Raw genomic sequence first — 20,697 nt, forward strand, 5'->3', positions numbered from 1 at the left:
CTATCCCAAGACAAATTAATATTGAAAATGAAATTTAGTTTAGTCTAACTAAATGGTAATGTTGTACTTGATTATTAGGAATATCCTCTAGATTTAGAAAATAATTCACGTCATTTATTCAACTCTTATGACCCAAGCCCCCCAACGCCTTGTCATTGCTTCCCGCGAAAGTCGCTTAGCCATGTGGCAGGCGCAGCATGTGCAAGCCTGCCTACAAAAGCTCTATCCAGGCTGTGATGTCCAGATTTTGGGCATGACCACCCGGGGAGACCAGATTTTGGATAAAGCCCTCTCCAAAGTGGGTGGCAAAGGCCTTTTTGTCAAAGAGCTTGAGACTGCCCTAGAAGATGGCAGAGCCGATTTAGCAGTCCATTCTTTAAAAGATGTCCCGATGGTCATGCCAAGCGGGTTTGACCTGTCTTGTGTGATGGCTAGAGAAGATGCCAGAGATGCTTTTGTCTCTAATGATTACAGTAGCTTAGAAGACCTTCCTTCTGGCGCAATTGTGGGCACATCAAGCCTGCGCCGAGAGTCAGTCTTGCGAGCCAAGTTTCCCCATCTAAGGATTGAGCCCTTACGGGGCAACCTCGATACCCGCATGGGCAAACTCGATCGTGGGGAGTACCAAGCCATTATTTTGGCCGCCGCTGGCTTAAAGCGCCTTGGCCTAGAGTCCCGGATTCGGGCCTATTTACCCTATGACCCTTACACCCCAGCTGCTGGTCAAGGAGCCCTAGGGATTGAGACCTTAAGTGCGCACCCGCACATCAAAGACTGGCTCGCCCCCTTAAATGATTTACCGACTTTATTGGCCGTATCGGCTGAGCGCATGGTCTCACGTCAATTAGGCGGCTCTTGTGAAGTGCCCTTAGCTGCTCACGCCACTTGGGATCAACACCACCTGCAGATTCGCTCCTTTGTTGCTAGTACTGATGGCAAAGCCATTTGCCTAGCGCAAGGTAGCGCAGCAGTGCAATCCATTGAGGATGCAGAAGCCCTCGGCTTAGCGGTAGCGCAAGATCTGCTAGCCCAAGGTGCGGCGCAATTGATTCCGAAGATTGTGAAGTGATGAGATCAAATCGTATATATTCTCTTTGAACCATCCCAACATTAAGAGGTAGACATGTTCTCTAAAACCATTATTAGCCTAGCTTTTCTGTTCATCATGCTCTTTGGCCTCATGCTGGCGATTCGGGATCAGCAGTACGTCCTATTTGCTATTGGTATTGGCGGTTACTTCTTAGTTTCAATCTCACCAAGCCTTTGCAAGTGTTACAGAAAATTAATCTCCTCTAACTAAACTTAGACGGTATGAGCAATACCAAAAATAAATTTCATTTTTGGCGATTCATTCCTTACCTTCTCGCCAGCATCATTGGTTTTGGATTTGGCTTTAAGTTTGGTTACGAAATCAGCGGAGCGGGTCTTGCCATATTGACTGGCGTAGTGACCGCACTCATTTGTAATTTCATGATGGAATATGTGGTGCTCAAAATATTTGGCCCACGATAAACACCTCATATTGAAATATGAGGTGTTGTCAGTAAATCTTTTTACTTATATTTGCTGGTCAGTCTTTTGGCCATCGATGAGAGCGTAATCACGCAAACAACAATCCAAGCTGTCAATAAAATTCCGGTTACATTCATGTCGGTCTCCCTAAGCACAATTTAAACAAGGTCAAATTAATACCACTACATAACAAGATTTTATTGCTTCTTGGGCAAAAGTGTTCTCATTGAAAAAATAGTCGTGATCAATAGCCCAATTTCCAACAAATACACAAAGGAATAGCCTGTAGCAGGCCCTATTACCCCCTCAGGGAACCAGTTTGCGGCCCCAATGGCCACCACAATATCTCGAATAATCCCGCCTAAACCAATGGCAACCCCAGCTGCGGTTGCCTGGACGGCACCCCAAGCACCCAATGCGAGACCCCTTTGATCACTGGGAGCCAACTGCATTGTTGCCGTTAAAGTTCCATGACTAAAAAGACCGCCCCCAAAACCAATCAAAAAAGTACCCAATAAAAAGAGTGGTTTTAGCAATAAAGGGGCAGACAGCACAATCAAGATAAAAGCAGGAATCCCTACCAGGGCTCCAATGCTGGCCATGTAAAAAGGGTCAGTACCTTTACTCAATACCCGAGAGGCCCAGCTAAAGCCGATCAATCCACCAATCGCTAGGATTGCAGTCAGCATGGTGGTGTCACTGACACTCATACCCAGAATCTGTCCACCATAAGGCTCAAGCAATACTTCATTCATGCTGAAAGCCATGGTTCCAAATCCAACCGCAAGCAATCTTCTCATGGCGTTACCCCCTTGCGCAAAAGTGCGCCAAGAGTCCAAGAATGAAGGATCTCTAGAAGGTTTTTTCTCAGTCTGGGTTCTCGGCTCCTGTTGCCAGAGCGAAATCACATTCAATACTATGGTGGTAACTGCGGATGCCTGAATCACTTGAATTAATTTTCCAGGACTAAATTCGTTCAAAGCATAGCCAAATACCAAAGCACTAACAATCATGCCCAGCAGTTGCATGACATACATTAATCCAACCACTTTAGGTTGATCGGCTTCAGGAGCTAAATCGGTAGCTAAAGCCAGACCTACCGTCTGCGTAATATGAATACCAGCACCAACGAGTAAAAATGCGAGACCAGAGGCGGCCCATCCAATCCATACTGGCGCCTGCGATGATTGACCTGCCCCGGACAAAACTAGCAATGCAAAAGGCATGATGGATAAACCGCCAAATTGAACTAAGGTGCCCATCCAAATATAGGGCACTCTGCGCCAACCCAAAGCAGATTTATGGTTATCGGATCGAAAGCCAATCAGCGCTCGAAAAGGTGCAAAGATAATCGGCAAAGAGATCATGACCGAAACGATTGAAGCTGGTACATGCAGCTCCACAATCATGACGCGATTTAAAGTGCCCACCAGCAAGACCAATGCCATGCCTGCAGAGGCTTGGAACAAAGAGAGTCGAAGTAGTCTCGATAAGGGCAACTTATCTGAGGCCGCATCCGCAAAAGGAAGATACCGAGGACCGAGATTTGTCCACGATTGCATGAGCTTTTTAGTTACTCGGTTCATCATTTAATTCTAGCTGATCAAAATAGAAATCTAGATGAGAGATTGCAGATCAGATTTTGAGAATGTTAAAACTAAAAAGGCTGGTATTTACCCAGCCTTTTTAGAAACATCAAACACTTTACTTCTTCATCGGTGCCGCGGGTGCCGCCGGCATTGATGCTGCTGCTGTCTTAGCGCCACCTTCTAAGAAAGCGCTAACCCAAGTTGTATGAGACAAGATTGCGTAATGCACACTAAAAGATCCAACTGCTACTGCTCCAATAATGAGCGGGATCCCAACGGTAGGTTTCACTACTGTCCACATTTTTCCGTAAATCATATCGATCTCCCTTCCCTTTATTTAAGCCAAGGTGAATAAATATAAGCGAGCAAATGCGCCAATGCTGCAATCATCCCAAAAAACTGGGTCCCTTGAATCAGATTACGATGCAACTCCTCTGATTGTTCTTCGTTCAAGCCCGTAAGGCTTATTTTTCCATCTGACATAGTTGTGTCTCCCTATAGAAAAGACTCACTAAACGTGCAACCCCGCACGCAGGGTAGTGACCAAAATCACTGCTTCCTAAAACTACATATGTAATCTAATAAATACACTTATGATTGTCAAGGACAATATACATTTATTACAGAATAATACTATTTAACTGTTTTAATTCAATAACTTATAGATTATTTTAATTTTTTAAGGAAATTGGTTTTGTTGCTTAAATAACTACAAAATTAGTACTTACCCTGATATTCATTGAGGGGAAATTTAGATATCAATCCAAGGGAAAACTAGCACTCAAATCATCCGATTAATGTCAATACGTCGACTAAGCCCGCAAACGCAGTGAGTAGCGTGGCGCTCGCTTCTGGAAAAGATGAGTTTGTACAAGTTACAAACAATTCGACACCCGCCAGCACTTTGGGTTCATATTTTTTAATCGCATCGATAATGAAGAAAATATTGAGAGGCTCATCAGACCATTCCTTATGACTGAAAAAGAAATTCAAAGCTCCAAAAAGTTAAAGTCAGTAAAGGCCTTCCTTCCTTTTTTAAAGCCCTATAAAAAGCAACTACTGGTGGCGGCGATCAGCTTGGTTCTGGCAGCCTCTGCAACTCTAGTAGTGCCCCTGTGTTTTCGAAAAATTATTGATCTGGGCTTTAGCGACATTAGTCATGCGCAGATTAATCTCACCTTCATCAACCTATTTCTGGCTGCCTTTGTTTTGGCTTTTGCGAGTGCTTTGCGTTACTACATTGTTTCTTGGCTTGGCGAGCGGGTAACGAGCGACATTAGGAAGGCAGTCTATTCGCACATCATTGTGCAAAGTCCAGAATTCTTTGAAACCAAGCAAAGCGGTGAGCTACTCTCACGCATCAATAACGACACCTCGATAGTGCAAATTTTAGTGGGCACTAGTGTGTCAATGGCAGTAAGAAATCTGTTCTTGCTGCTTGGCGGTATCACGATGATGTTTATTACCAGCATCAAATTAACCTTAATCATTCTTGCCACACTCTTATTAACCGTACTCCCTATCATGCTGATGGGCAAAAAAGTGCGTCTGCTATCAAGAAATTCTCAAGATAAGATTGCGCTATCGTCAGCGATTGCAGGAGAAAAAATCAATGCCATTCTGACTGTGCAATCTTTCGCAAACGAACAGAAAGAAATCAAAGCATTTGATCAATCCATTGAAACATCCTTCATCGCCTCTATCACCCGCAGTGCAGCCAGAGGTAAGCTCACTTTTGTTGCGATTCTGTTGGGTTTTACCAGCATCATTGCTGTGCTGTGGCTTGGGGCTTATGCAGTTAGCAATAAAGAAATGTCAGGCGGCCAGCTAACGCAATTCTTTTTATATGCAGTCATCGTCGCAGGCGCCATTGCCGCTCTCTCTGAAGTGCTAGGGGATGTCCAAAGAGCCATTGGTGCAAGCGAGCGGCTCTTAGAACTGCTCAGCTTCAAATCTCAGGTACAAAATCCCAGAGAGCCATTCATTCCCACTCAAGTGAGCAAGCAAGCAATTAGCATTGATATCCAAAACGTCAATTTTCATTACCCATCTATCGCAACCAATGTTCTGACTGATATCTGCTTACACATTCATGCTGGTGAAAAAATTGCCATTGTGGGCCCATCGGGTTCAGGCAAGACAAGCTTGTTTAAATTAATCCAACGTTTTTATGATCCACAATCAGGAAGTATCTCGTTTGATGGGGTGGATATCAAACGCTATCAATTGGATGACTTAAGAAAACTCATCGGGGTAGTACCCCAAGATATCAGCATCTTCTCTGAAAATGCACTCGAAAATATTCGATATGGAAAAGAGTATGCGAGTGATGAAGAAGTCATTCAAGCTTCAAAAATCGCATCCGCAGATGAATTTATAGCCAAACTACCCGATGGTTACTTTACCTATCTGGGTGATCGCGGTGTTCGACTGTCTGGCGGACAAAAACAACGTATTGCGATTGCTAGAGCTTTACTAAAAGATCCTCCAATTCTTTTATTGGATGAAGCCACGAGCGCATTAGATGCTGAGTCAGAAAGACTAGTGCAGCAAGCGCTTGAAGTAGCAATGAAAGGACGAACCACTATTGTGATTGCACATCGACTGGCGACTGTGAAGAAAGCTGACAGGATTGTAGTGATTGAAGATGGTCGCATTGTTGAGATCGGTGACCATGCTAGTCTTGTCAATAACAAAGGACTGTACTCACACTTAGCTAAATTACAATTTACTGATGCCTGATCTTCAACACTCCCATACCCCAATCGACATCACTGCCCTTAAGGACTATTTCTTAGGACTGCAAGATCGTATTACTAGTGCCATGAGTGCTTTAGATGGCAAAGCCTTTGTGGCGGATGAGTGGCATAAGCCAGAAGAGAGCAAACTCAAAGGCTATGGTCGTACGTGCACTTTGGATGGTGGCAATATCCTGGAAAAAGGGGGAGTAGGCTTTTCGCATGTACGGGGTGATCAAATGCCCCCATCAGCCTCCCATCACCGCCCTGAAGTGGCCGGTCGCCGTTTTGAAGCGCTGGGGGTCTCTTTAGTCTTTCATCCTCATAATCCCAACGTTCCCACCACCCATATGAATGTGCGCTGCTTTATTGCCCAAGCAGAGGGCAAAGAGCCGGTTTGGTGGTTTGGCGGTGGCTTTGATCTAACTCCCTACTATGGCGTAGATCAAGACTGTCAGCATTTTCATCAAAGTGCTAAAGAGGCTTTAGATCCATTTGGAGAACCACTCTATCCACGCTTTAAACAGTGGTGTGACGAGTACTTTTACTTAAAGCATCGTGAGGAGCCTAGAGGGATTGGCGGAGTCTTTTTTGACGACTTTAATGAGCTAGGCTTTGAGCAAAGCTTTGCCATGACGAGAGCTGTCGGTGATGCTTTTATCAAGGCTTACCTGCCGATTATGCAGCGGCGCTATCAAGACCCTTTTACCCCCGAACAAAAAGCCTTTCAGGAATATCGCCGGGGGCGCTATGTCGAGTACAACCTCTTATTTGATCGAGGCACCATCTTTGGTCTGCACTCGGGGGGTCGTACTGAATCAATCCTCATGTCGATGCCTCCTGTAGTGCAGTGGTGGTACAACTATCAGCCCCAGCCTGGGACACCAGAAGCCAAGCTTTATGACTATTACCTCAAGCCGCGGGATTGGTTGGGCTCACCTGCAGTCTAAAACGGCTTGATCCTAAAAAGCGTCGTTTTTTGAGCTCAGGATTCGGTTATCACTTAGCTTGGCGTGGAATTGAGCAAGCCTCTGCAACAAATGGCTTTTAGGGCTACCATTAAGGTTAACCCTAACCCCCCGACCGGGAATTACCATGTTCGACCCAATGCTCTTAAGCCGAATTCAATTCGGCGCCAATATCACTTTTCACATTCTTTTTCCCACTATCTCGATTGCATTGGGCTGGTTTCTTTTTTACTTCAAGATCCAATTTAATCGCACAGGGGATTCCACCTGGAATCAGGCGTACCAGTTTTGGGTAAAGATTTTTGCACTCACTTTCGCATTGGGCGTTGTCAGTGGCATCACGATGAGTTTTCAGTTTGGTACCAATTGGCCAGGTTATATGAAAACCATTGGTAATATCGCTGGCCCCCTCTTGGCCTATGAGGTACTCACTGCATTTTTCTTAGAGGCAACTTTCTTAGGCGTGATGCTCTTTGGCAGCAAACGTGTTTCACCTCGCGTACATACCATTGCAACCTTTCTTGTAGCCTTTGGCACTACGCTGTCCGCTTTTTGGATCATCGTACTCAATTCCTGGATGCAAACTCCACAAGGTTTCGAGATGATTGATGGTCAGGCTCATGCTCTTGATTGGTTTGCCATCGTCTTTAATCCTTCAATGCCTTATCGCTTGGCGCACATGATGACTGCGGCATTTATTACCGTCGCGTTTTTACTTGCGGGCATTTCTGCATACAGACACTTGAGGGGTAGCAAATCTTTAGCTAATCGCTCAGTCTTAAAAATGGCCATCACAACTGCGGCTATATTGATGCCGATTCAAATCGTGTTGGGCGATTTACATGGTCTGAATACAATGCAGCACCAACCGGCCAAACTTGCTGCGATGGAGGGTATTTGGGAGTCAGGATCAGGCGTGCCTGCGGTGATATTTGCGATCCCAGACCAAAAAACCCAAAGCAATCTTTATGAAATCAGTATTCCTAAATTAGCCTCTTTTTACTTAACCCATCACTGGGATGGTGAAGTGAAGGGATTAAAAGATTTCCCAAACAAGATACCTCCCGTAGCGCCAGTATTTTTTGCATTTCGCATCATGGTTGGTGTTGGCGTATTAATGCTCTTAGTTTCCTGGTTGGCGCGTTGGCAAATCTATAAAACGCAAGATATCAAACCATGGATGGCTAAGATATTAGTGGGTATGACTTTCTCAGGGTGGATTGCTGTAGTTGCGGGCTGGTATGTCACTGAGATTGGTAGGCAGCCTTACATTGTCACGGGCGTACTCACCACTGCAGAGGCTGCGACTACAATTTCTGGAGGCATTGTCCTCAGCAGCTTGCTAATGTACCTTTTCTTATATATCTCCTTAATTATTGCTTATATTGGAGTAGTGTTCTATCTGGCCCGTGAAGGTGATAAGCCTGCTATTGCACAGGACGCCTACTCTGCCAATACTTACGGCTCAGCGGTAAAAAATTGAGATGATTGCACCAATCATTCCGGATATCAGCCAAGCCTCAGGCTGGTTACCACTATTTTTCTTGGTAGCCATGGGTATCGCCGTACTGTCTTATGTGGTCCTTGATGGTTATGACCTAGGCGTCGGCATTCTGCTCCATCAAGCGACGGATGATGAGAAAGACATGATGATCTCTTCTATTGGCCCCTTTTGGGATGCTAATGAAACATGGTTAGTGTTGGGGGTTGGATTATTACTCGTTGCCTTTCCCTTAGCGCATGGAATTATTTTGACCGAGTTATATATTCCGGTTGCCATCATGCTCGCGGGATTGATTTTGCGGGGAGTATCTTTTGATTTCCGCGTGAAGGTTCAGTCACATCAAAAGCCACTTTGGAACTTTCTGTTTTACTTAGGCAGCCTGATTGCATCCATTGCTCAGGGCGTGATGATTGGTCGCCATATTGTTGGATTTGACGCTGGTCTGCTGGGATGGCTTTTTGCCTTCATCGTTGGCGCTTGCGTTCCTGCAGGTTATGCGCTGCTTGGCTCAACCTGGCTCATCATGAAGTCAGAAGGCGACCTACAAACCAAAGCAATCCGCTGGGCAAGAATGAGTTTAGGTTTTACGGCTCTTGGCATTGGGCTCATCTCGATCACTACACCCTTTTTTAGCCCTGAAATTATGGGCAAGTGGTTTTCGATGCCAAATCTGATCTACTTATCTCCAATCCCAATTGCCACCCTATTACTTTTTATCGTGATAGAGCGCACGCTTCATAAGCTGACCTTAAATCCGCACCAAAAAATATGGCTGCCTTTTGTGGCTAGCGTTGCAATCTACTGGCTGGCGTTTTTTGGAATTGCCTACAGTCTTTTTCCCTACATCATCGTGAATCAAATGACGATTTGGCAAGCTGCGGCTTCTACTGAATCGCTTTGGCTGATTTTTTGGGGGACAGTATTTGTATTACCTGCAATTCTGATTTATACGCTCTACTCTTATAGAGTGTTTTGGGGGAAAACGGTTCCCATGAGCTATTACTGAGATACCTCAGAACGATTATTAAAAAAGCGCTCTGCGCTTAGTGAGTATCGGTGTGCAAGTAAATGTGTAGTGAGATTTACTGAAATTTACTTCGCAGCATCTTTTGCCAACCGAAAACCTAAATGCGACATTGGGCTAAATGGATCTGCCCCTCGGCGTGCGCTTGGACGATAGGATTGGCAATAATCTTCGTTGCATAAAAATGATCCGCCACGAATAGCTCTTTTTGGAGCATTAGGTGGAACGCCATAATCATCAGGATCATAAGAATCACTGGGCCCTTGGGGATTAATGATCATACTATCGCCATATTGTTTTGCCTGCATCGCAAAGTAATCTGCACGGTACCAATCAGCAACCCACTGCCAAGCATTACCAGTCATATCAAATAGACCATAACCATTTTGAGGAAAGGTTCCGGCTGAACTTGTACCCATTGCACCACCAGCCTTAGGACTAATTACCGGGAAAGCCTGCTTCTTCACATCCCAAATATTGGCTGGTAATTTTCCTTCTTGCTCTAGCTGATCACCCCAGACATAAGTAGCCTGATTTAAACCGCCACGAGCAGCAAATTCCCACTCTGCCTCTGTAGGCAATCGTTTGCCTGCCCATTTAGCATAGGCTAAAGCATCTTCATAACTCACTTGAACAACGGGATGATTTCCTTTGCCATCAATATTGCTATTGGGTCCGCTTGGATGCTTCCAATTTGCGCCGGGAACATATGCCCACCATTGTGAGTAATCATTGAGATTCACTTTAGCTTTCGTGCCAACAAAAACCATAGCGCCAGGAACCATGACTGAAGCAGGTGGCTTAGGAGTTCCCAGCGGAAGTTGAACACGAATTGTTTCCCAATCAGGAACTTGTTCTGCAGTCGTTTTGTAATTCGTCTCTTTAACAAATTGTCCAAATTGATCATTGGTGACGTGAGTAGTGTCCATCCAAAAACCAGATACCTTCACCTTATGAGTAGGCCTTTCATTCGCTTGAGATTTCTTGTGATCACTGCCCATTAAAAATTCACCGCCAGGAATCCATGCCATTCCTTTGGGGCCGTTAACACCATCGCCAAGGCGGATTTCTAGAATCGCTTGCTGGGGTTTTGAAAAGAACCCGCTCCAAATGAAATAAGAGCACAACACCATTACTAATAGCGCCACTACAAATAATGTCTTGCGCTGCATTAATTTCATATTGCTATTTTCCTAATGGGATGCTGATGGTCGCAATCGTTGCATACCCTTCAACCCGATTTTGCGCCCAAAACTCTTTATAGGCTCGTAAGTTGATGTACGCCTGATTTTTGCCAATGTTAAACAGGTATCCAATTTGCGGCCCGACCGCTGCTATGCGGGATTTAAAGGCGCCGACTCTATCTCCACTTCCTGAGTCTGCCGTTAGCTGGTAATAGCCATATCCTGCAATACCCACTTGCCAGTTTTGCGACACAAATTGGGAGACAGACCAGTCTAGGTGTGAATCAATGCCATTCTTGTAATTGGTTTGAGTATTCATCCAGTTATAAGTTGCGCCTAGTACTCCAGAAAATTCTAGGCCTGTAGTGTTATTGAGATAGGTATAGCCGCCACCTGCATCCATCGCTGCATGCCCAATACCAATACTGGATAAGCTAGTTGAGCTATAGGCGCCCACTGGAATATCACCCGTAATATAAGTCTTGAAATTATTATTTCCTTGGTTCCAGGTCAAGCTAGCCAATGGATAGATATCAGTACTTCCATTGCTAGTATTTGAGCGATTCAATTGTGTACTTGGATTAACAACGCTTACTGAAGCAGAAGTGGTATTGGTGCCTGGACCCCAACCTACTCCGATATAGGGCTGCCCACCGAGAATTTTTTCTTCGGCCACATACCCCAACTGCATCAAAACCAATGACTCACGAGCGCTTAAGCCAGCATTCAGACTGGTGCCATGTTGAAATGTTTTTGACTTATCTGCGTTACCGCTATACACATACGGCATTGCTACTAGAGACCATCCCGTTGCCATAGGAACTGCGGCCATACTGGCATATTGACCAGACATCCAAAAGGGAACGCCACCTTCATCTGCCAATACTAATTGTGATGAAAATAAGCTCATTGAAATCAAAAGCAGTTTAGAAAAAATTCCTAAACTTCTTTTGCAAAGCTGACTACGCACAGAATATTACCTCTTAACGCTGACTAAAGTTGGTTAAATTAGCAGGCGGAGGATTGGGGAACTTCTTAACCGAGGCAAGATACTCTTGAATTAATTTGAAAGCATTCACTGAAATTGATTCGTAATTTACTAATTGTAAATCTTCATGCGGATCCATTTCGATGTTATAAATCTTTGGGTAGTACATTGGAACTGAGTTAGCAGCTATACCGCCAAGCATTTGCTGTCCAGTGCCTGTACGATTCATATCTCTAAAATACATTCTCCACTGCTTCCAGCGAACTGCCACTAAATCTGCGCCAATAAATGAAATTAAAGATTCGCGATTACCTGTTTTACTCTTACCAGTAAGCATGTCTAATTGATTAACGCCATCAATGGCTCGATCTGTTGGTAGCTTAGCGCCTAAGATAGCGGCAAAGGTTGGCATAAAGTCCATGGTCGAAAACATGGAATATGAAGTGGTATTTGGGGCGATATGACCAGGCCAGCGAATAAAGCAAAAAGTCCGAACAGCGCCTTCAGTAGCCTCGCCTAGATCCCCTCGAAATGGGCCATTTGATCCCATGTCGGGAGCACCAAGACCCAATCGGTCATAGGTCATCATGTATTGTCCAGTACTACCATTATCAGAGGCAAAAACCAAAATTGTGTTGTCCTCAATATTCATTTCTTTGAGTGCATCCATGATTTGGCCAACGTGATAATCGCCTTCCATCAATTTGTCTCCATACTGACCAATGCGAGACTTTCCAGCGAACTGCTTTGAAGAAAGATTCGGTGAGTGACCCATCGAGAATGGAAGATACAAGAAGAATGGCTTACCAGCTGCATTTTCCTGCTTCATGAATGCAATTGATTTTTCAGTCAATTCATTATCAATCTCTGCTCTGACTTCCATCGTAAATGGCTTCACACGCTGTAGCGGTCCATTTCCTTTTTGCTGGCTAATCCAAGGACCCTTTTCATATAAAACTTTTTCGGATACATTTGGATAAGAGTGTGTTTGTATAGCTTGTGCAACGTAGGTGGCAGAGTCCCAAGAGACATCCGGTGGTAAACCGTAATACTGATCAAACCCATGAGCGCCAGGTAAGCTCTGCGGTGATGCGCCTAAATGCCATTTTCCAAAAATTGCGGTTGCATAACCTGCATCTTTGAACAATTTACCCATTGTGTAGGCCTTGCCTGGCAAGGTACTAGGAGTACCTGTCTCAGCAACCAGTGACAAACCATTACGAATGGAGTATTGACCCGTCATCAATGCAGCACGAGATGGTGTACATGCTGGCTCTACCAAATACTGGGTCAGCTTCACCCCACTCTTGGCTAATTCTTCAGTGCGTGGTGTAGGAGCGCCTCGTAACTCGCCACCACCATAAGGCCCCATGTCGCCATAGCCTACGTTATCCGCAAGAATGAAAACAACGTTTGGTTTCTTTTGGTTTGCTGAAGAGGTTTGCTGCGCAAATACTACAGGCGCAGAAATTGAAATAGCTAACATTCCAATCAGCATTCGTTTTAAAAACATCTCAGTCTCCAACATTTTTGTTTTTTGGGTAAAGGGCTGAAATACTTGTCATTTGAGCCATTAAAGGAATTAACTATAACAATACTTTATTGAATAAATAATCTAATTCCTATAAGACAAAACCCCCACCATTGCTGATGAGGGTTTGCTTTTCTGGTGGGCCCACCAGGACTTGAACCTGGGACCAAAGGATTATGAGAGCAGATATCCAGGGTAGACCATTATAAACAGGGGCTCTGCGGGTGGTCAGTGTCGGTGTGTAAGCAAATGTGTAAGCAAATTCACGCATTTACTAGAAATGCTAGCTCACTCTTTGGTTTTCGAAACCAAAGGAATTTTGGAGCAACCATCTAACACTTCGTTGCTCCAAAGTTCTTTTTTGAAGATTGATAAGCGTTACTTAAAGTAACGCTTACTTTTCTGGACGGCAGCTAACGACCCAAAGCAGACCCTAAAGAAAACCACCCGAGGTTGGTTATAACGATTCCGTGAGAATGAAGAGGACCCAATCAATATGATCTTCCCTACTCCCCCATTTTCAACTTTAATAAAGCTTTATCCCTCATTACCCTAGAAAGTTCATCGTCATATTCCAATGCGATGGAGTCATAAGCTTTAGCAGCCTCAACATAATTGGCGTGACTATAAAAAAAGAAAGCTTTTTCTGTTTTTTTACACAAGGCTTGCCCATACTCAGATAAGGTTGTTTCCTGTGTTCCATCACGAATGCCCATCAATTCGTAAATTAAGAACTCACCTTTTCTACCTTTAACCTGAATCAAATCAATTGGGCGTACCCACAATCGTTCGCCAGCCTCTTTGAATAAAGAATGGCTAACGCATATAGTGGTTCCATAGTCCTTATTTACCCCCTCTAAGCGAGATGCAATATTGACACCATCCCCCATCACGGTATAACTAAGCTTCTCATCCGAGCCGACATTACCAACCTTGAGCTCCACCTAAGTTGGTATTAACTGCGTAATAGCGAACCCCAAGGGTAAAGAGCAAAGGTAAATCACCAATTTCGATTATCTTACTGCCCATCAAGTTGATAGGATAAGAACGAGAACCAGTGCTTATATTAATTATCGACTCACTATCGAGAGTGATATTTCCATACCTTTTGGTGATGTAGGTGACAAAGGGTTAGATAAAAATATTATTAGCAGTAGCCCCAACGGTCGGGGTTGCTCCAACTCCGAAAGATTGATAGGCAGAAGCACCAATGACCCAATCTTCCGTTCGATGAATGCCAATTAGGCTATAGCCAACTCCATTTTGCGGGCTTCCATACATCCAAGGCATGTTGGTGCGAATTTGTACCATTGGCCCAAAACCGAATGAATTCTGCAGTCGGGACTGACCTGTTCTGGTAAAAAAACTTTGAATGATGGTTGGCTTAAAACCAGAGCTAGAGTAGCCATCAAAATTCTGAAAGGTCTGATAGGTAACTTGAGGGTGAAGCACCCAGCTGTAATCAGAATTAATGCGATAGGGAATGTATGGCACTATTTCGGTATATTGAGTTGAGCCCTTATGAGCAGTACCAATCTTCTGGTCGAAATTGTAATAAATCGGTACGGATGCAACATCTTCCTGAGCCTCTAATTTACGTTCGCTTGAGATAAGCCTCTCTTTCCCTGGGCTTAGTGGCACAGAAATTGAATCGGATGACTGGGCATTCACTAACGAGGCTAGAGCCAAAATGTTGGCGGCAAATAGGGCTCGAATAGACGGCATTTATAAAAGAATTGAGATTGAGGTTACAGAGCTTAGGAGCAATCTCCGGTAAGGGAGATTTTTGAGCACAAGCTTTAATTGGTCAGACTATTAATTTATTTTTTCAGGCAAGCATTTGTAAGCGCTTTTCCTGCAAAACGATCTTTAATCCAAGGTAAGAATGTTTTTTGCGCCTCTACTGGGCTGGTAAAGTGCGTGGCTCCATCTAACTCGACATGTTGAACATTTCCACCTAACTTGCAGGTTTGTGCTTCGTAGAGATCAACCTGAGACTTTGGAACAGCATCCTTTGTTCCGCGATACATGAGTACTGGTGCTGTAGGCTTGACGTTGGGAATGCCGCCAGCAATCAATGCATCAACCCATGCCTTAGTGTTAAGGGGCGTAGATCTAGATAATGATTTGTAATTGTCACCATAGCTATACGATAAAGAGTCGCTGAGGACATGAAAACATTTGTTAGTAGAAAGCTCATCAAATACTTTTGCACCCTCTGGGGTAAACCACTCAGCTAACTTTATCTTTTCTGGATAAGCTGCCTGAGTACCTTGCATCAAGGCAGCCACATGGCCCCACATGAATATATTGCTTGATAAGGGGGCAACTAATTCATTCATTGCCTTATCAGAATCATTGCTATTACTATTCATCGCAGCCTGCACTACTCCTGAAAAATTCACGGGAGACAGAGCCACTACGCCCACAAGATCAATCCCATCATATGCAGTGCCGCTTTTTGCTAAATACTCTTTAGAACCGCCAGCGGATAGCACTGAATAGCCTCCCTGAGACCATCCATAAAGCAATGCTTTCTTGCCTGTGCCTAATTCTTTTACAGAGCCAGCCGCACGAATCGCATTAATGGCATCTCGTCCATTGGTTTGGCCAACTACATACTGATGCTTACCACCACCACCAAGACCCTGATAATCGGTAGCGACGACCACATAACCCTCTTTAATCAATTCCGTTAGAGAGAGAATTCCGTAATCCAACCAAGAGTTTCCGTTGGGCAGGAAATACTCGTTTAAGTCGACTGCTGGATTAAGTTGCTGTGAAGGGCCGCAGTTTTGGGCGCTTCCAGTAGTGCCGTGTGACCACGAAACGATGGGGCGCCCTTCTTTTGGTGCTGGACCGGTTGGAGCAACTAATAGTCCTGTGGAAATAGTTTTAATGTCATTTACATCAGAAGAAATATAGGCAATTCTCCAAGCTTGCGCGCCAGGCACTTCCGTTGCCACCTTCTCTTTCTTAACTATCTGACCGAGCTTTCCTTCAGGCTTTATTTTTGAAGCTCCTACATAAAATGGCGGAATCGCTGGAGCTGAGTGAGCAGATATAAGAGCAAGAGGGCCCAAGACAGCGACTAGCAATGCATTGCGATAGATATTTTTCATAACTACTCCATTCAAAATTATTTAATTAAAGGGCACCAATATCGCGTCAACATGTTTACAAACTAATATTAAAAATGTCCAAGCATGATGCCGCACTATGAGTCTATTGCTTGATCAGGTCTAAAAACTGCACATTGTTATTGATATTCCCAAAGGTTGATACGTCATAAGTGAAATTACCATTTGTGGTGAACAAGAACATATAGGTTTTCATGGAGCCATCACCACCTGATCGTTGTTTTGCATTGATATCACAAACCACCATCCAACCAAACTTTGGTGTCTCAAATGCCAACGTCCTAGCCCAAGCTTTGCGTGGAGGTGAGCATTCTTTTGTCGGCATATCTGGGCTGCTTATAGCAGACTTTAGATAAGTATTCACCTCCTTATCAATTGCTGTCTGATTTGGTTGAGGAGGAAAGTTAGCTTGAGCAATTTCTGACTGAGTTACCGGGGTGGTGCAAGCGGCTAACACTAGAGCTAAACATAAAGAAAGTAATTTGAATTTCATGTAGATACCCTTCAGAAAAAATAGAGATAGAGTTGCAGCCTTAATTTAGGTCATTGTTTTTGTAGTACTTTGTACCCTTGGCTGTAATGTCAACTGCCAAGCCTGAATCAATTAATTGATAAGCCAAAATATTTGGTGCAACAAGCTGCGCGCCTTGATAAGAATCTCCTTGATTTTCATACTTTGCAGCAGCAGCTGCCTGACCCCCAAAGGTCCAGCCTGAATTGATAAAATCATCCATAGTCTCTCGATTTAAAAACACATAAACCATTTGGAATGATGTGATTCCAAGACCTAAACCAGCCTGCAACTCAAGCATATCCATATAGGTAATTTTTCTAGAATTAGCCTGATAAACAGCACCCTTTCCAGTACCACCACCAGCAACAAATATCTTCATTCCAAAATCACTAAATACTGCATATCCTGGCGACTTTTCAATCAAAAGTCTTGCTCTAGGCTCATTTATATATAGCTTTTTCAAAATTGCTGCATTCTCTTTAAGAATTGCCTCTCTTTGCTGCTCTTTAGTTTGATTGGATCCAAAAACAGAACTCAATTGAGCATTAGCAAATCCTATGCTGATGCACATCAAAAATAATGGAAAAAAAATCTTAGGTAATATTTTCATAAATTTAGTCCTGAAAATTAAATTCAAAAATGAAATGTTGCGCCAAGATTCAACCCTTGAAATGTCACCCTTTGCAAGGAACCTGAACTTTTCATCTCGTAATACAGAGCTCGATATCCCAACGTTAAATCACCCCATCCATAAGCTCTACCAACCCCAAACATCGCTTGCCAGGTCATATTGTTAGAGCCTCCACCAGATCCAATGTCAGCATAGTAAGGAAGATACCAAGCACTATCCGCAATTCGGTATCTACCCTTCAAGCCAATAATGGGATCAGTTGTATTTGTTGTCATAGAAGGATTGCGAATAATATTCTTACTGCCAACATATTGACCATTTAAAGTCCCTGTGAGGTTTAAGTTGGCATTGATCGTCACGGTTGAGCTGATATATCTAGCCCCGAAAACCCCATCCATGTAAATAGATGGCGTATTGAGTAAGGTATACATCCCCACCGCAGTAATTGCCGTATCCTTCAAATTCGCCTTAGTAGAGAGATCTGCATTTACGGTGACACCATTTGGCATGGTTCCGGTAGCCGTTTTACCAGGTTGACTCCCTAAATTGGCATTGAGAAAATCAAGCCCAATACCCCAATTACCGTGGTGCGCCTCACTAGCAATCATCAACCCGCCCTTAATGTCACTAATCACATTACTGGGACTCAAACTGGTTGTTTTACTAATTCCATCGTTAGTGTTGACCGTACCATTCACACCGACCGCCCAAATATAAGGAGTAACGCTAAAACGCCAAGACTGAGAGACTTCTGGCATCGGATTTTGTTGAGCGTGAGCTGGCACAATCGCTATAGCTTCAAAGAAACCAAGAATAAAAATTGCAAATAATTTGGAGCCCATCTCCTTATCCGATCAACTAGAGAGTTGCAACTTCAACAGTCTGGATGATTTGCATGCTTATTTTGGAAATACAAAACTAATTACTGCCCTACCACCCCACCCAGATGGGCCGCCAGGAGTATTGCTCAGGTAATAGGTTGGACCGATACCAAACTGCACCGGCTGATTTCCAAACACCTCTAACTTAGAAATCCCAAAATAAAGGGGGTTGTTAGTGCGGTGTGAATCATAGTTATATTGCGCCTGCGATTGCAGCATAAACGACCAAGCACTACTATTGGTATATGAGACAAATGGCTGACCATAGAGATTATTTTGCGTACCAAACGTAGGGTTACCGCCAACGCTCCAAGACTGGAAACCCAATATTCCATAGGTCCAAGGGCCATGGCGATTTAATACAACTGCAGTAACGCCTGCGCCAGTCTGCTGTGAACCAAAATAACCACTATTACCAGATGGAGAACTTAAGTAGGGTCCAACGCCCCAAATCCAGGAGGACCCTGTGTTGGGCGCATAAAAAGACTCAATGGTGACGTTAGCAACACCGTAACCATTAAATCCAGTGCCACTGATCAAATGGGCAGATGTAACAATGGGGCGAAAAATAAAAGCATCGCCACCACCGAGATTAAATGGAATCACGGGTTGAAATACAAGAGTTTGCTCAGATCCCGTTTGATTCTTACCAACACCACGACTGTAATTGTATTGAAAAGGTACCGATATCATGTCTGCGATAGGGTTGGCCAATTTTTTTGCAATCTCAACACTTGATAGCGGTATCACCTCCCCTGACTTTGCGTTATCAGCTAACTGTGGACGCGTTAACACTTCATTTGCCATAACTTGGAATGTTGAGAAGCCCAACAAGAAACCAAATCCAATCGGTAGACTGCAGCGTATAAATTTTCTCATTTTGAATCATCAAATATTAGCTTGTGAACCGACATCCTAAGCAGGGATCTAATTAAAAAATACGCCCTAAAGTACGTAGTCAGACCTTCTTAGGATTTACGTGAAATAAAAACCCAATCTGTAGCGCTAATCCACATAAAATGAAAACTATTCACTGCCCGTAATAGCGATAGTCTATGAATATCTTTGTTTTAGTCTTGATCATCCCGGCGCTACTCACCATCGTATCGTCTGGCTCGCTCTATTTTTCGTTTAAAGCAAAAGTAGATGAATCAGGCCGCTATTTCTTATTGGCAGAATTTCTTTGGCTGATGACATTGCTCGTCGTTATTGTGATGAATCTTCAACCAAGTCTAGTATCAACCTCGTCTTTCTTTGCTATTTCAGTAGCCACCCTCTTCTCCGAGGTAGCGATACTATTAAGTATTGAGGCATTAACCAAAAAAATCCAAAATCGTAAATTTATTTACTGGATCATTTTTGTAATAATTTACTGCGGATTTATTGAGTATTGCCGCTATACCATCAGCCCTCTAATACCACTGTTTTTTTTCTCGATTTTTTCAATCTGCGTTACATCATTTACTTATATCACCTGCAAGAGAATAAATAGCAATGGGCTTGGGAATAATCTATTTATTCAATGGATTACTTATACAGAAATAGCCCTAACGGTAATTCATATATTACGACTCGCAAGTTATTTCACCGACACCCCCATGGTGGCAATTAACCCTCAACCTTTACCTACAATTTTTTTCTCGATTTGGCTATCGATTAATCTAGTTCGATACTTTTCTTATTTAGTGTTAAGAGTCAGTTGGGTCGATCCAAGGGCCAGCAGTGACAATGCTCTAAATCAAAACTTAGTAAAACTAACAAATGAAAAAGAGCAATTTTTGCAAGGTTTAATGTCATCCAATAGAGCCTTGGGTATTAGCGCACTGGCAAATTCATTAGCCCATCAATTAAGCCAGCCCATTACTGGCATCACTTTACAAACCGAGTCGGTCAAGCGGGAACTTCTTAACCAAGGAAATCAAGAAAAATCAGTTCAAATACTGGACACCGTGACGGAGCAACTGAGCAAAGTATCTGCATTAGTCACCAACTTGAGAAGACTCTTTGGTGGTAAAGAATCTGAATTTAAGCCTTTTAATCTTCAGGGGGCCTGTGAAGAAGCATTGGAAATCATAAAGCCTACGTTGGATTCAAAAAATATCTCTCTAACTAGAACCTTCACTAACAGCCCAATCGTCTTTGGCAACCCTATTCAAATTCAACAAGTCCTCATTAATATATTTAATAACGCCATTGACGCGATTGATATCGTTGAAAAAACTAAGGCCCATGATCGTAAAATTGATTTAATCATTTCGCAAGATCAATCTTTTGCAGTCATTGCCATTGAAGATACTGGGGGTGGCATATCACCCAAAATTATGTCAGCAATGTTTGAGCTTTATCAGAGCACAAAATCAGATGGTCTTGGTATTGGCTTATGGCTTTGTAAGGCAATTATCGATAAACATCATGGCAGCATTACTGCCTCAAATCAGCCATCAGGTGGGGCGATAATTGAAATACGCCTCCCGTTAGCCAACTAATTACGTA

22 protein-coding genes are annotated in these 20,697 nt (G+C 43.5%); 8 read left to right on the forward strand and 14 right to left on the reverse strand.

From position 1 onward, the window contains the following. The first annotated feature begins 127 nt into the window (after nucleotides 1-127). From hemC to FD968_RS08260, 3 genes are read left to right on the forward strand one after another with little or no spacing between them, the layout of a single operon-like run. Nucleotides 128-1,069 carry a hydroxymethylbilane synthase gene (gene hemC, locus FD968_RS08250; protein ID WP_215365460.1) on the forward strand — a complete coding sequence of 314 codons (942 nt, stop codon included), beginning with the start codon at nucleotides 128-130 and terminating at the stop codon, nucleotides 1,067-1,069. 54 nt (nucleotides 1,070-1,123) lie between these two features. After that, nucleotides 1,124-1,300: a hypothetical protein gene (locus FD968_RS08255; RefSeq protein WP_215365462.1), complete on the forward strand. Its 177-nt coding sequence runs from the start codon at nucleotides 1,124-1,126 to the stop codon at nucleotides 1,298-1,300. An 11-nt stretch (nucleotides 1,301-1,311) separates the two neighbouring features. Further along, nucleotides 1,312-1,512 carry a hypothetical protein gene (locus FD968_RS08260; RefSeq protein ID WP_215365464.1) on the forward strand — a complete coding sequence of 67 codons (201 nt, stop codon included), beginning with the start codon at nucleotides 1,312-1,314 and terminating at the stop codon, nucleotides 1,510-1,512. Between the two features lie 197 nt (nucleotides 1,513-1,709). Here FD968_RS08260 and FD968_RS08265 read toward each other — a convergent pair whose 3' ends face one another. From FD968_RS08265 to FD968_RS08280, 4 genes are all read right to left on the reverse strand, one after another. Next, nucleotides 1,710-3,101, reverse strand: coding sequence for a PucC family protein (locus FD968_RS08265; RefSeq protein ID WP_305848942.1), 1,392 nt, complete (start codon nucleotides 3,099-3,101; stop codon nucleotides 1,710-1,712). Between the two features lie 115 nt (nucleotides 3,102-3,216). Then, nucleotides 3,217-3,417 carry a light-harvesting protein gene (locus tag FD968_RS08270; protein ID WP_215365466.1) on the reverse strand — a complete coding sequence of 67 codons (201 nt, stop codon included), beginning with the start codon at nucleotides 3,415-3,417 and terminating at the stop codon, nucleotides 3,217-3,219. A 17-nt stretch (nucleotides 3,418-3,434) separates the two neighbouring features. Further along, nucleotides 3,435-3,584 (reverse strand): light-harvesting antenna LH1, beta subunit, encoded by a 150-nt coding sequence (pufB, locus tag FD968_RS08275; RefSeq protein ID WP_215365468.1) that lies wholly within the window; start codon nucleotides 3,582-3,584, stop codon nucleotides 3,435-3,437. A gap of 303 nt (nucleotides 3,585-3,887) precedes the next feature. Further along, nucleotides 3,888-4,094, reverse strand: coding sequence for a hypothetical protein (locus tag FD968_RS08280; protein ID WP_215365470.1), 207 nt, complete (start codon nucleotides 4,092-4,094; stop codon nucleotides 3,888-3,890). Here FD968_RS08280 and FD968_RS08285 point away from each other — a divergent pair. From FD968_RS08285 to FD968_RS08300, 4 genes are all read left to right on the forward strand, one after another. Then, complete coding sequence (locus FD968_RS08285) at nucleotides 4,074-5,843, forward strand: ABC transporter transmembrane domain-containing protein (RefSeq protein ID WP_215365472.1); 1,770 nt, start codon at nucleotides 4,074-4,076, stop codon at nucleotides 5,841-5,843. The genes FD968_RS08280 and FD968_RS08285 overlap by 21 nt on opposite strands. Beyond that, the gene (hemF, locus tag FD968_RS08290; protein ID WP_251367554.1) at nucleotides 5,836-6,789 is read left to right on the forward strand and encodes an oxygen-dependent coproporphyrinogen oxidase; all 954 of its coding nucleotides are present in this window, start codon (nucleotides 5,836-5,838) and stop codon (nucleotides 6,787-6,789) included. Before FD968_RS08285 ends, hemF begins: the two co-directional genes overlap by 8 nt. A 145-nt stretch (nucleotides 6,790-6,934) precedes the next feature. Next, nucleotides 6,935-8,290, forward strand: coding sequence for a cytochrome ubiquinol oxidase subunit I (locus FD968_RS08295; protein WP_215365474.1), 1,356 nt, complete (start codon nucleotides 6,935-6,937; stop codon nucleotides 8,288-8,290). A gap of 1 nt (nucleotide 8,291) precedes the next feature. Further along, entirely contained in the window at nucleotides 8,292-9,317 is a 1,026-nt protein-coding gene (locus FD968_RS08300; protein WP_215365477.1) for a cytochrome d ubiquinol oxidase subunit II, read from the forward strand. Nucleotides 9,318-9,403: 86 nt separating this feature from the next. On the opposite strand, the gene FD968_RS08305 is transcribed toward FD968_RS08300, so the two are convergent. From FD968_RS08305 to FD968_RS08350, 10 genes are all read right to left on the reverse strand, one after another. Beyond that, a complete protein-coding gene (locus tag FD968_RS08305) occupies nucleotides 9,404-10,507 on the reverse strand; it encodes a formylglycine-generating enzyme family protein (protein WP_215368122.1) in 1,104 nt (367 codons plus the stop codon). A 13-nt stretch (nucleotides 10,508-10,520) separates the two neighbouring features. Beyond that, entirely contained in the window at nucleotides 10,521-11,429 is a 909-nt protein-coding gene (locus FD968_RS08310; protein ID WP_215365479.1) for a transporter, read from the reverse strand. A 73-nt stretch (nucleotides 11,430-11,502) separates the two neighbouring features. Next, complete coding sequence (locus tag FD968_RS08315; RefSeq protein ID WP_215365481.1) at nucleotides 11,503-13,020, reverse strand: arylsulfatase; 1,518 nt, start codon at nucleotides 13,018-13,020, stop codon at nucleotides 11,503-11,505. 524 nt (nucleotides 13,021-13,544) lie between these two features. After that, nucleotides 13,545-13,982, reverse strand: coding sequence for an adenylate/guanylate cyclase domain-containing protein (locus FD968_RS08320; RefSeq protein ID WP_215365483.1), 438 nt, complete (start codon nucleotides 13,980-13,982; stop codon nucleotides 13,545-13,547). Between the two features lie 187 nt (nucleotides 13,983-14,169). Further along, nucleotides 14,170-14,763 carry a hypothetical protein gene (locus FD968_RS08325; protein ID WP_215365485.1) on the reverse strand — a complete coding sequence of 198 codons (594 nt, stop codon included), beginning with the start codon at nucleotides 14,761-14,763 and terminating at the stop codon, nucleotides 14,170-14,172. Nucleotides 14,764-14,858: 95 nt separating this feature from the next. Next, the gene (locus FD968_RS08330) at nucleotides 14,859-16,160 is read right to left on the reverse strand and encodes an alpha/beta fold hydrolase (RefSeq protein ID WP_215365487.1); all 1,302 of its coding nucleotides are present in this window, start codon (nucleotides 16,158-16,160) and stop codon (nucleotides 14,859-14,861) included. A gap of 103 nt (nucleotides 16,161-16,263) precedes the next feature. Beyond that, complete coding sequence (locus FD968_RS08335) at nucleotides 16,264-16,671, reverse strand: hypothetical protein (protein ID WP_215365489.1); 408 nt, start codon at nucleotides 16,669-16,671, stop codon at nucleotides 16,264-16,266. A 40-nt stretch (nucleotides 16,672-16,711) separates the two neighbouring features. Further along, on the reverse strand, nucleotides 16,712-17,302 hold the full coding sequence (locus tag FD968_RS08340; RefSeq protein WP_215365492.1) for a YSC84-related protein: 591 nt from the start codon (nucleotides 17,300-17,302) through the stop codon (nucleotides 16,712-16,714). Between the two features lie 23 nt (nucleotides 17,303-17,325). Continuing rightward, nucleotides 17,326-18,165, reverse strand: coding sequence for a hypothetical protein (locus FD968_RS08345; protein WP_215365494.1), 840 nt, complete (start codon nucleotides 18,163-18,165; stop codon nucleotides 17,326-17,328). 57 nt (nucleotides 18,166-18,222) lie between these two features. Next, on the reverse strand, nucleotides 18,223-19,083 hold the full coding sequence (locus tag FD968_RS08350) for a hypothetical protein (RefSeq protein WP_215365496.1): 861 nt from the start codon (nucleotides 19,081-19,083) through the stop codon (nucleotides 18,223-18,225). A gap of 176 nt (nucleotides 19,084-19,259) precedes the next feature. Between FD968_RS08350 and FD968_RS08355 the strand changes: the two genes are divergently transcribed. Continuing rightward, nucleotides 19,260-20,690, forward strand: coding sequence for a sensor histidine kinase (locus tag FD968_RS08355; protein ID WP_215365498.1), 1,431 nt, complete (start codon nucleotides 19,260-19,262; stop codon nucleotides 20,688-20,690). The last annotated feature ends 7 nt before the right edge of the window (nucleotides 20,691-20,697 follow it).

The sequence above is a fragment of the Polynucleobacter sp. AP-Titi-500A-B4 genome, from assembly GCF_018688095.1.
Lineage (GTDB): Bacteria > Pseudomonadota > Gammaproteobacteria > Burkholderiales > Burkholderiaceae > Polynucleobacter.

What these genes read in the sequence shown, in the direction of transcription:
- FD968_RS08355 (WP_215365498.1), top strand. Translation starts at nt 19,260, where the DNA reads ATGAATATCTTTGTTTTAGTCTTGATCATCCCGGCGCTACTCACCATC.
- FD968_RS08340 (WP_215365492.1), bottom strand. Translation starts at nt 17,302, where the DNA reads ATGAAAATATTACCTAAGATTTTTTTTCCATTATTTTTGATGTGCATC.
- FD968_RS08330 (WP_215365487.1), bottom strand. Translation starts at nt 16,160, where the DNA reads ATGAAAAATATCTATCGCAATGCATTGCTAGTCGCTGTCTTGGGCCCT.
- FD968_RS08285 (WP_215365472.1), top strand. Translation starts at nt 4,074, where the DNA reads ATGACTGAAAAAGAAATTCAAAGCTCCAAAAAGTTAAAGTCAGTAAAG.
- hemF (WP_251367554.1), top strand. Translation starts at nt 5,836, where the DNA reads ATGCCTGATCTTCAACACTCCCATACCCCAATCGACATCACTGCCCTT.
- FD968_RS08270 (WP_215365466.1), bottom strand. Translation starts at nt 3,417, where the DNA reads ATGATTTACGGAAAAATGTGGACAGTAGTGAAACCTACCGTTGGGATC.
- FD968_RS08345 (WP_215365494.1), bottom strand. Translation starts at nt 18,165, where the DNA reads ATGGGCTCCAAATTATTTGCAATTTTTATTCTTGGTTTCTTTGAAGCT.
- FD968_RS08265 (WP_305848942.1), bottom strand. Translation starts at nt 3,101, where the DNA reads ATGATGAACCGAGTAACTAAAAAGCTCATGCAATCGTGGACAAATCTC.
- FD968_RS08305 (WP_215368122.1), bottom strand. Translation starts at nt 10,507, where the DNA reads ATGCAGCGCAAGACATTATTTGTAGTGGCGCTATTAGTAATGGTGTTG.
- FD968_RS08315 (WP_215365481.1), bottom strand. Translation starts at nt 13,020, where the DNA reads ATGTTTTTAAAACGAATGCTGATTGGAATGTTAGCTATTTCAATTTCT.
- FD968_RS08335 (WP_215365489.1), bottom strand. Translation starts at nt 16,671, where the DNA reads ATGAAATTCAAATTACTTTCTTTATGTTTAGCTCTAGTGTTAGCCGCT.
- pufB (WP_215365468.1), bottom strand. Translation starts at nt 3,584, where the DNA reads ATGTCAGATGGAAAAATAAGCCTTACGGGCTTGAACGAAGAACAATCA.
- FD968_RS08260 (WP_215365464.1), top strand. Translation starts at nt 1,312, where the DNA reads ATGAGCAATACCAAAAATAAATTTCATTTTTGGCGATTCATTCCTTAC.
- FD968_RS08255 (WP_215365462.1), top strand. Translation starts at nt 1,124, where the DNA reads ATGTTCTCTAAAACCATTATTAGCCTAGCTTTTCTGTTCATCATGCTC.
- FD968_RS08350 (WP_215365496.1), bottom strand. Translation starts at nt 19,083, where the DNA reads ATGAGAAAATTTATACGCTGCAGTCTACCGATTGGATTTGGTTTCTTG.
- FD968_RS08325 (WP_215365485.1), bottom strand. Translation starts at nt 14,763, where the DNA reads ATGCCGTCTATTCGAGCCCTATTTGCCGCCAACATTTTGGCTCTAGCC.
- FD968_RS08300 (WP_215365477.1), top strand. Translation starts at nt 8,292, where the DNA reads ATGATTGCACCAATCATTCCGGATATCAGCCAAGCCTCAGGCTGGTTA.
- hemC (WP_215365460.1), top strand. Translation starts at nt 128, where the DNA reads ATGACCCAAGCCCCCCAACGCCTTGTCATTGCTTCCCGCGAAAGTCGC.
- FD968_RS08310 (WP_215365479.1), bottom strand. Translation starts at nt 11,429, where the DNA reads ATGAGCTTATTTTCATCACAATTAGTATTGGCAGATGAAGGTGGCGTT.
- FD968_RS08295 (WP_215365474.1), top strand. Translation starts at nt 6,935, where the DNA reads ATGTTCGACCCAATGCTCTTAAGCCGAATTCAATTCGGCGCCAATATC.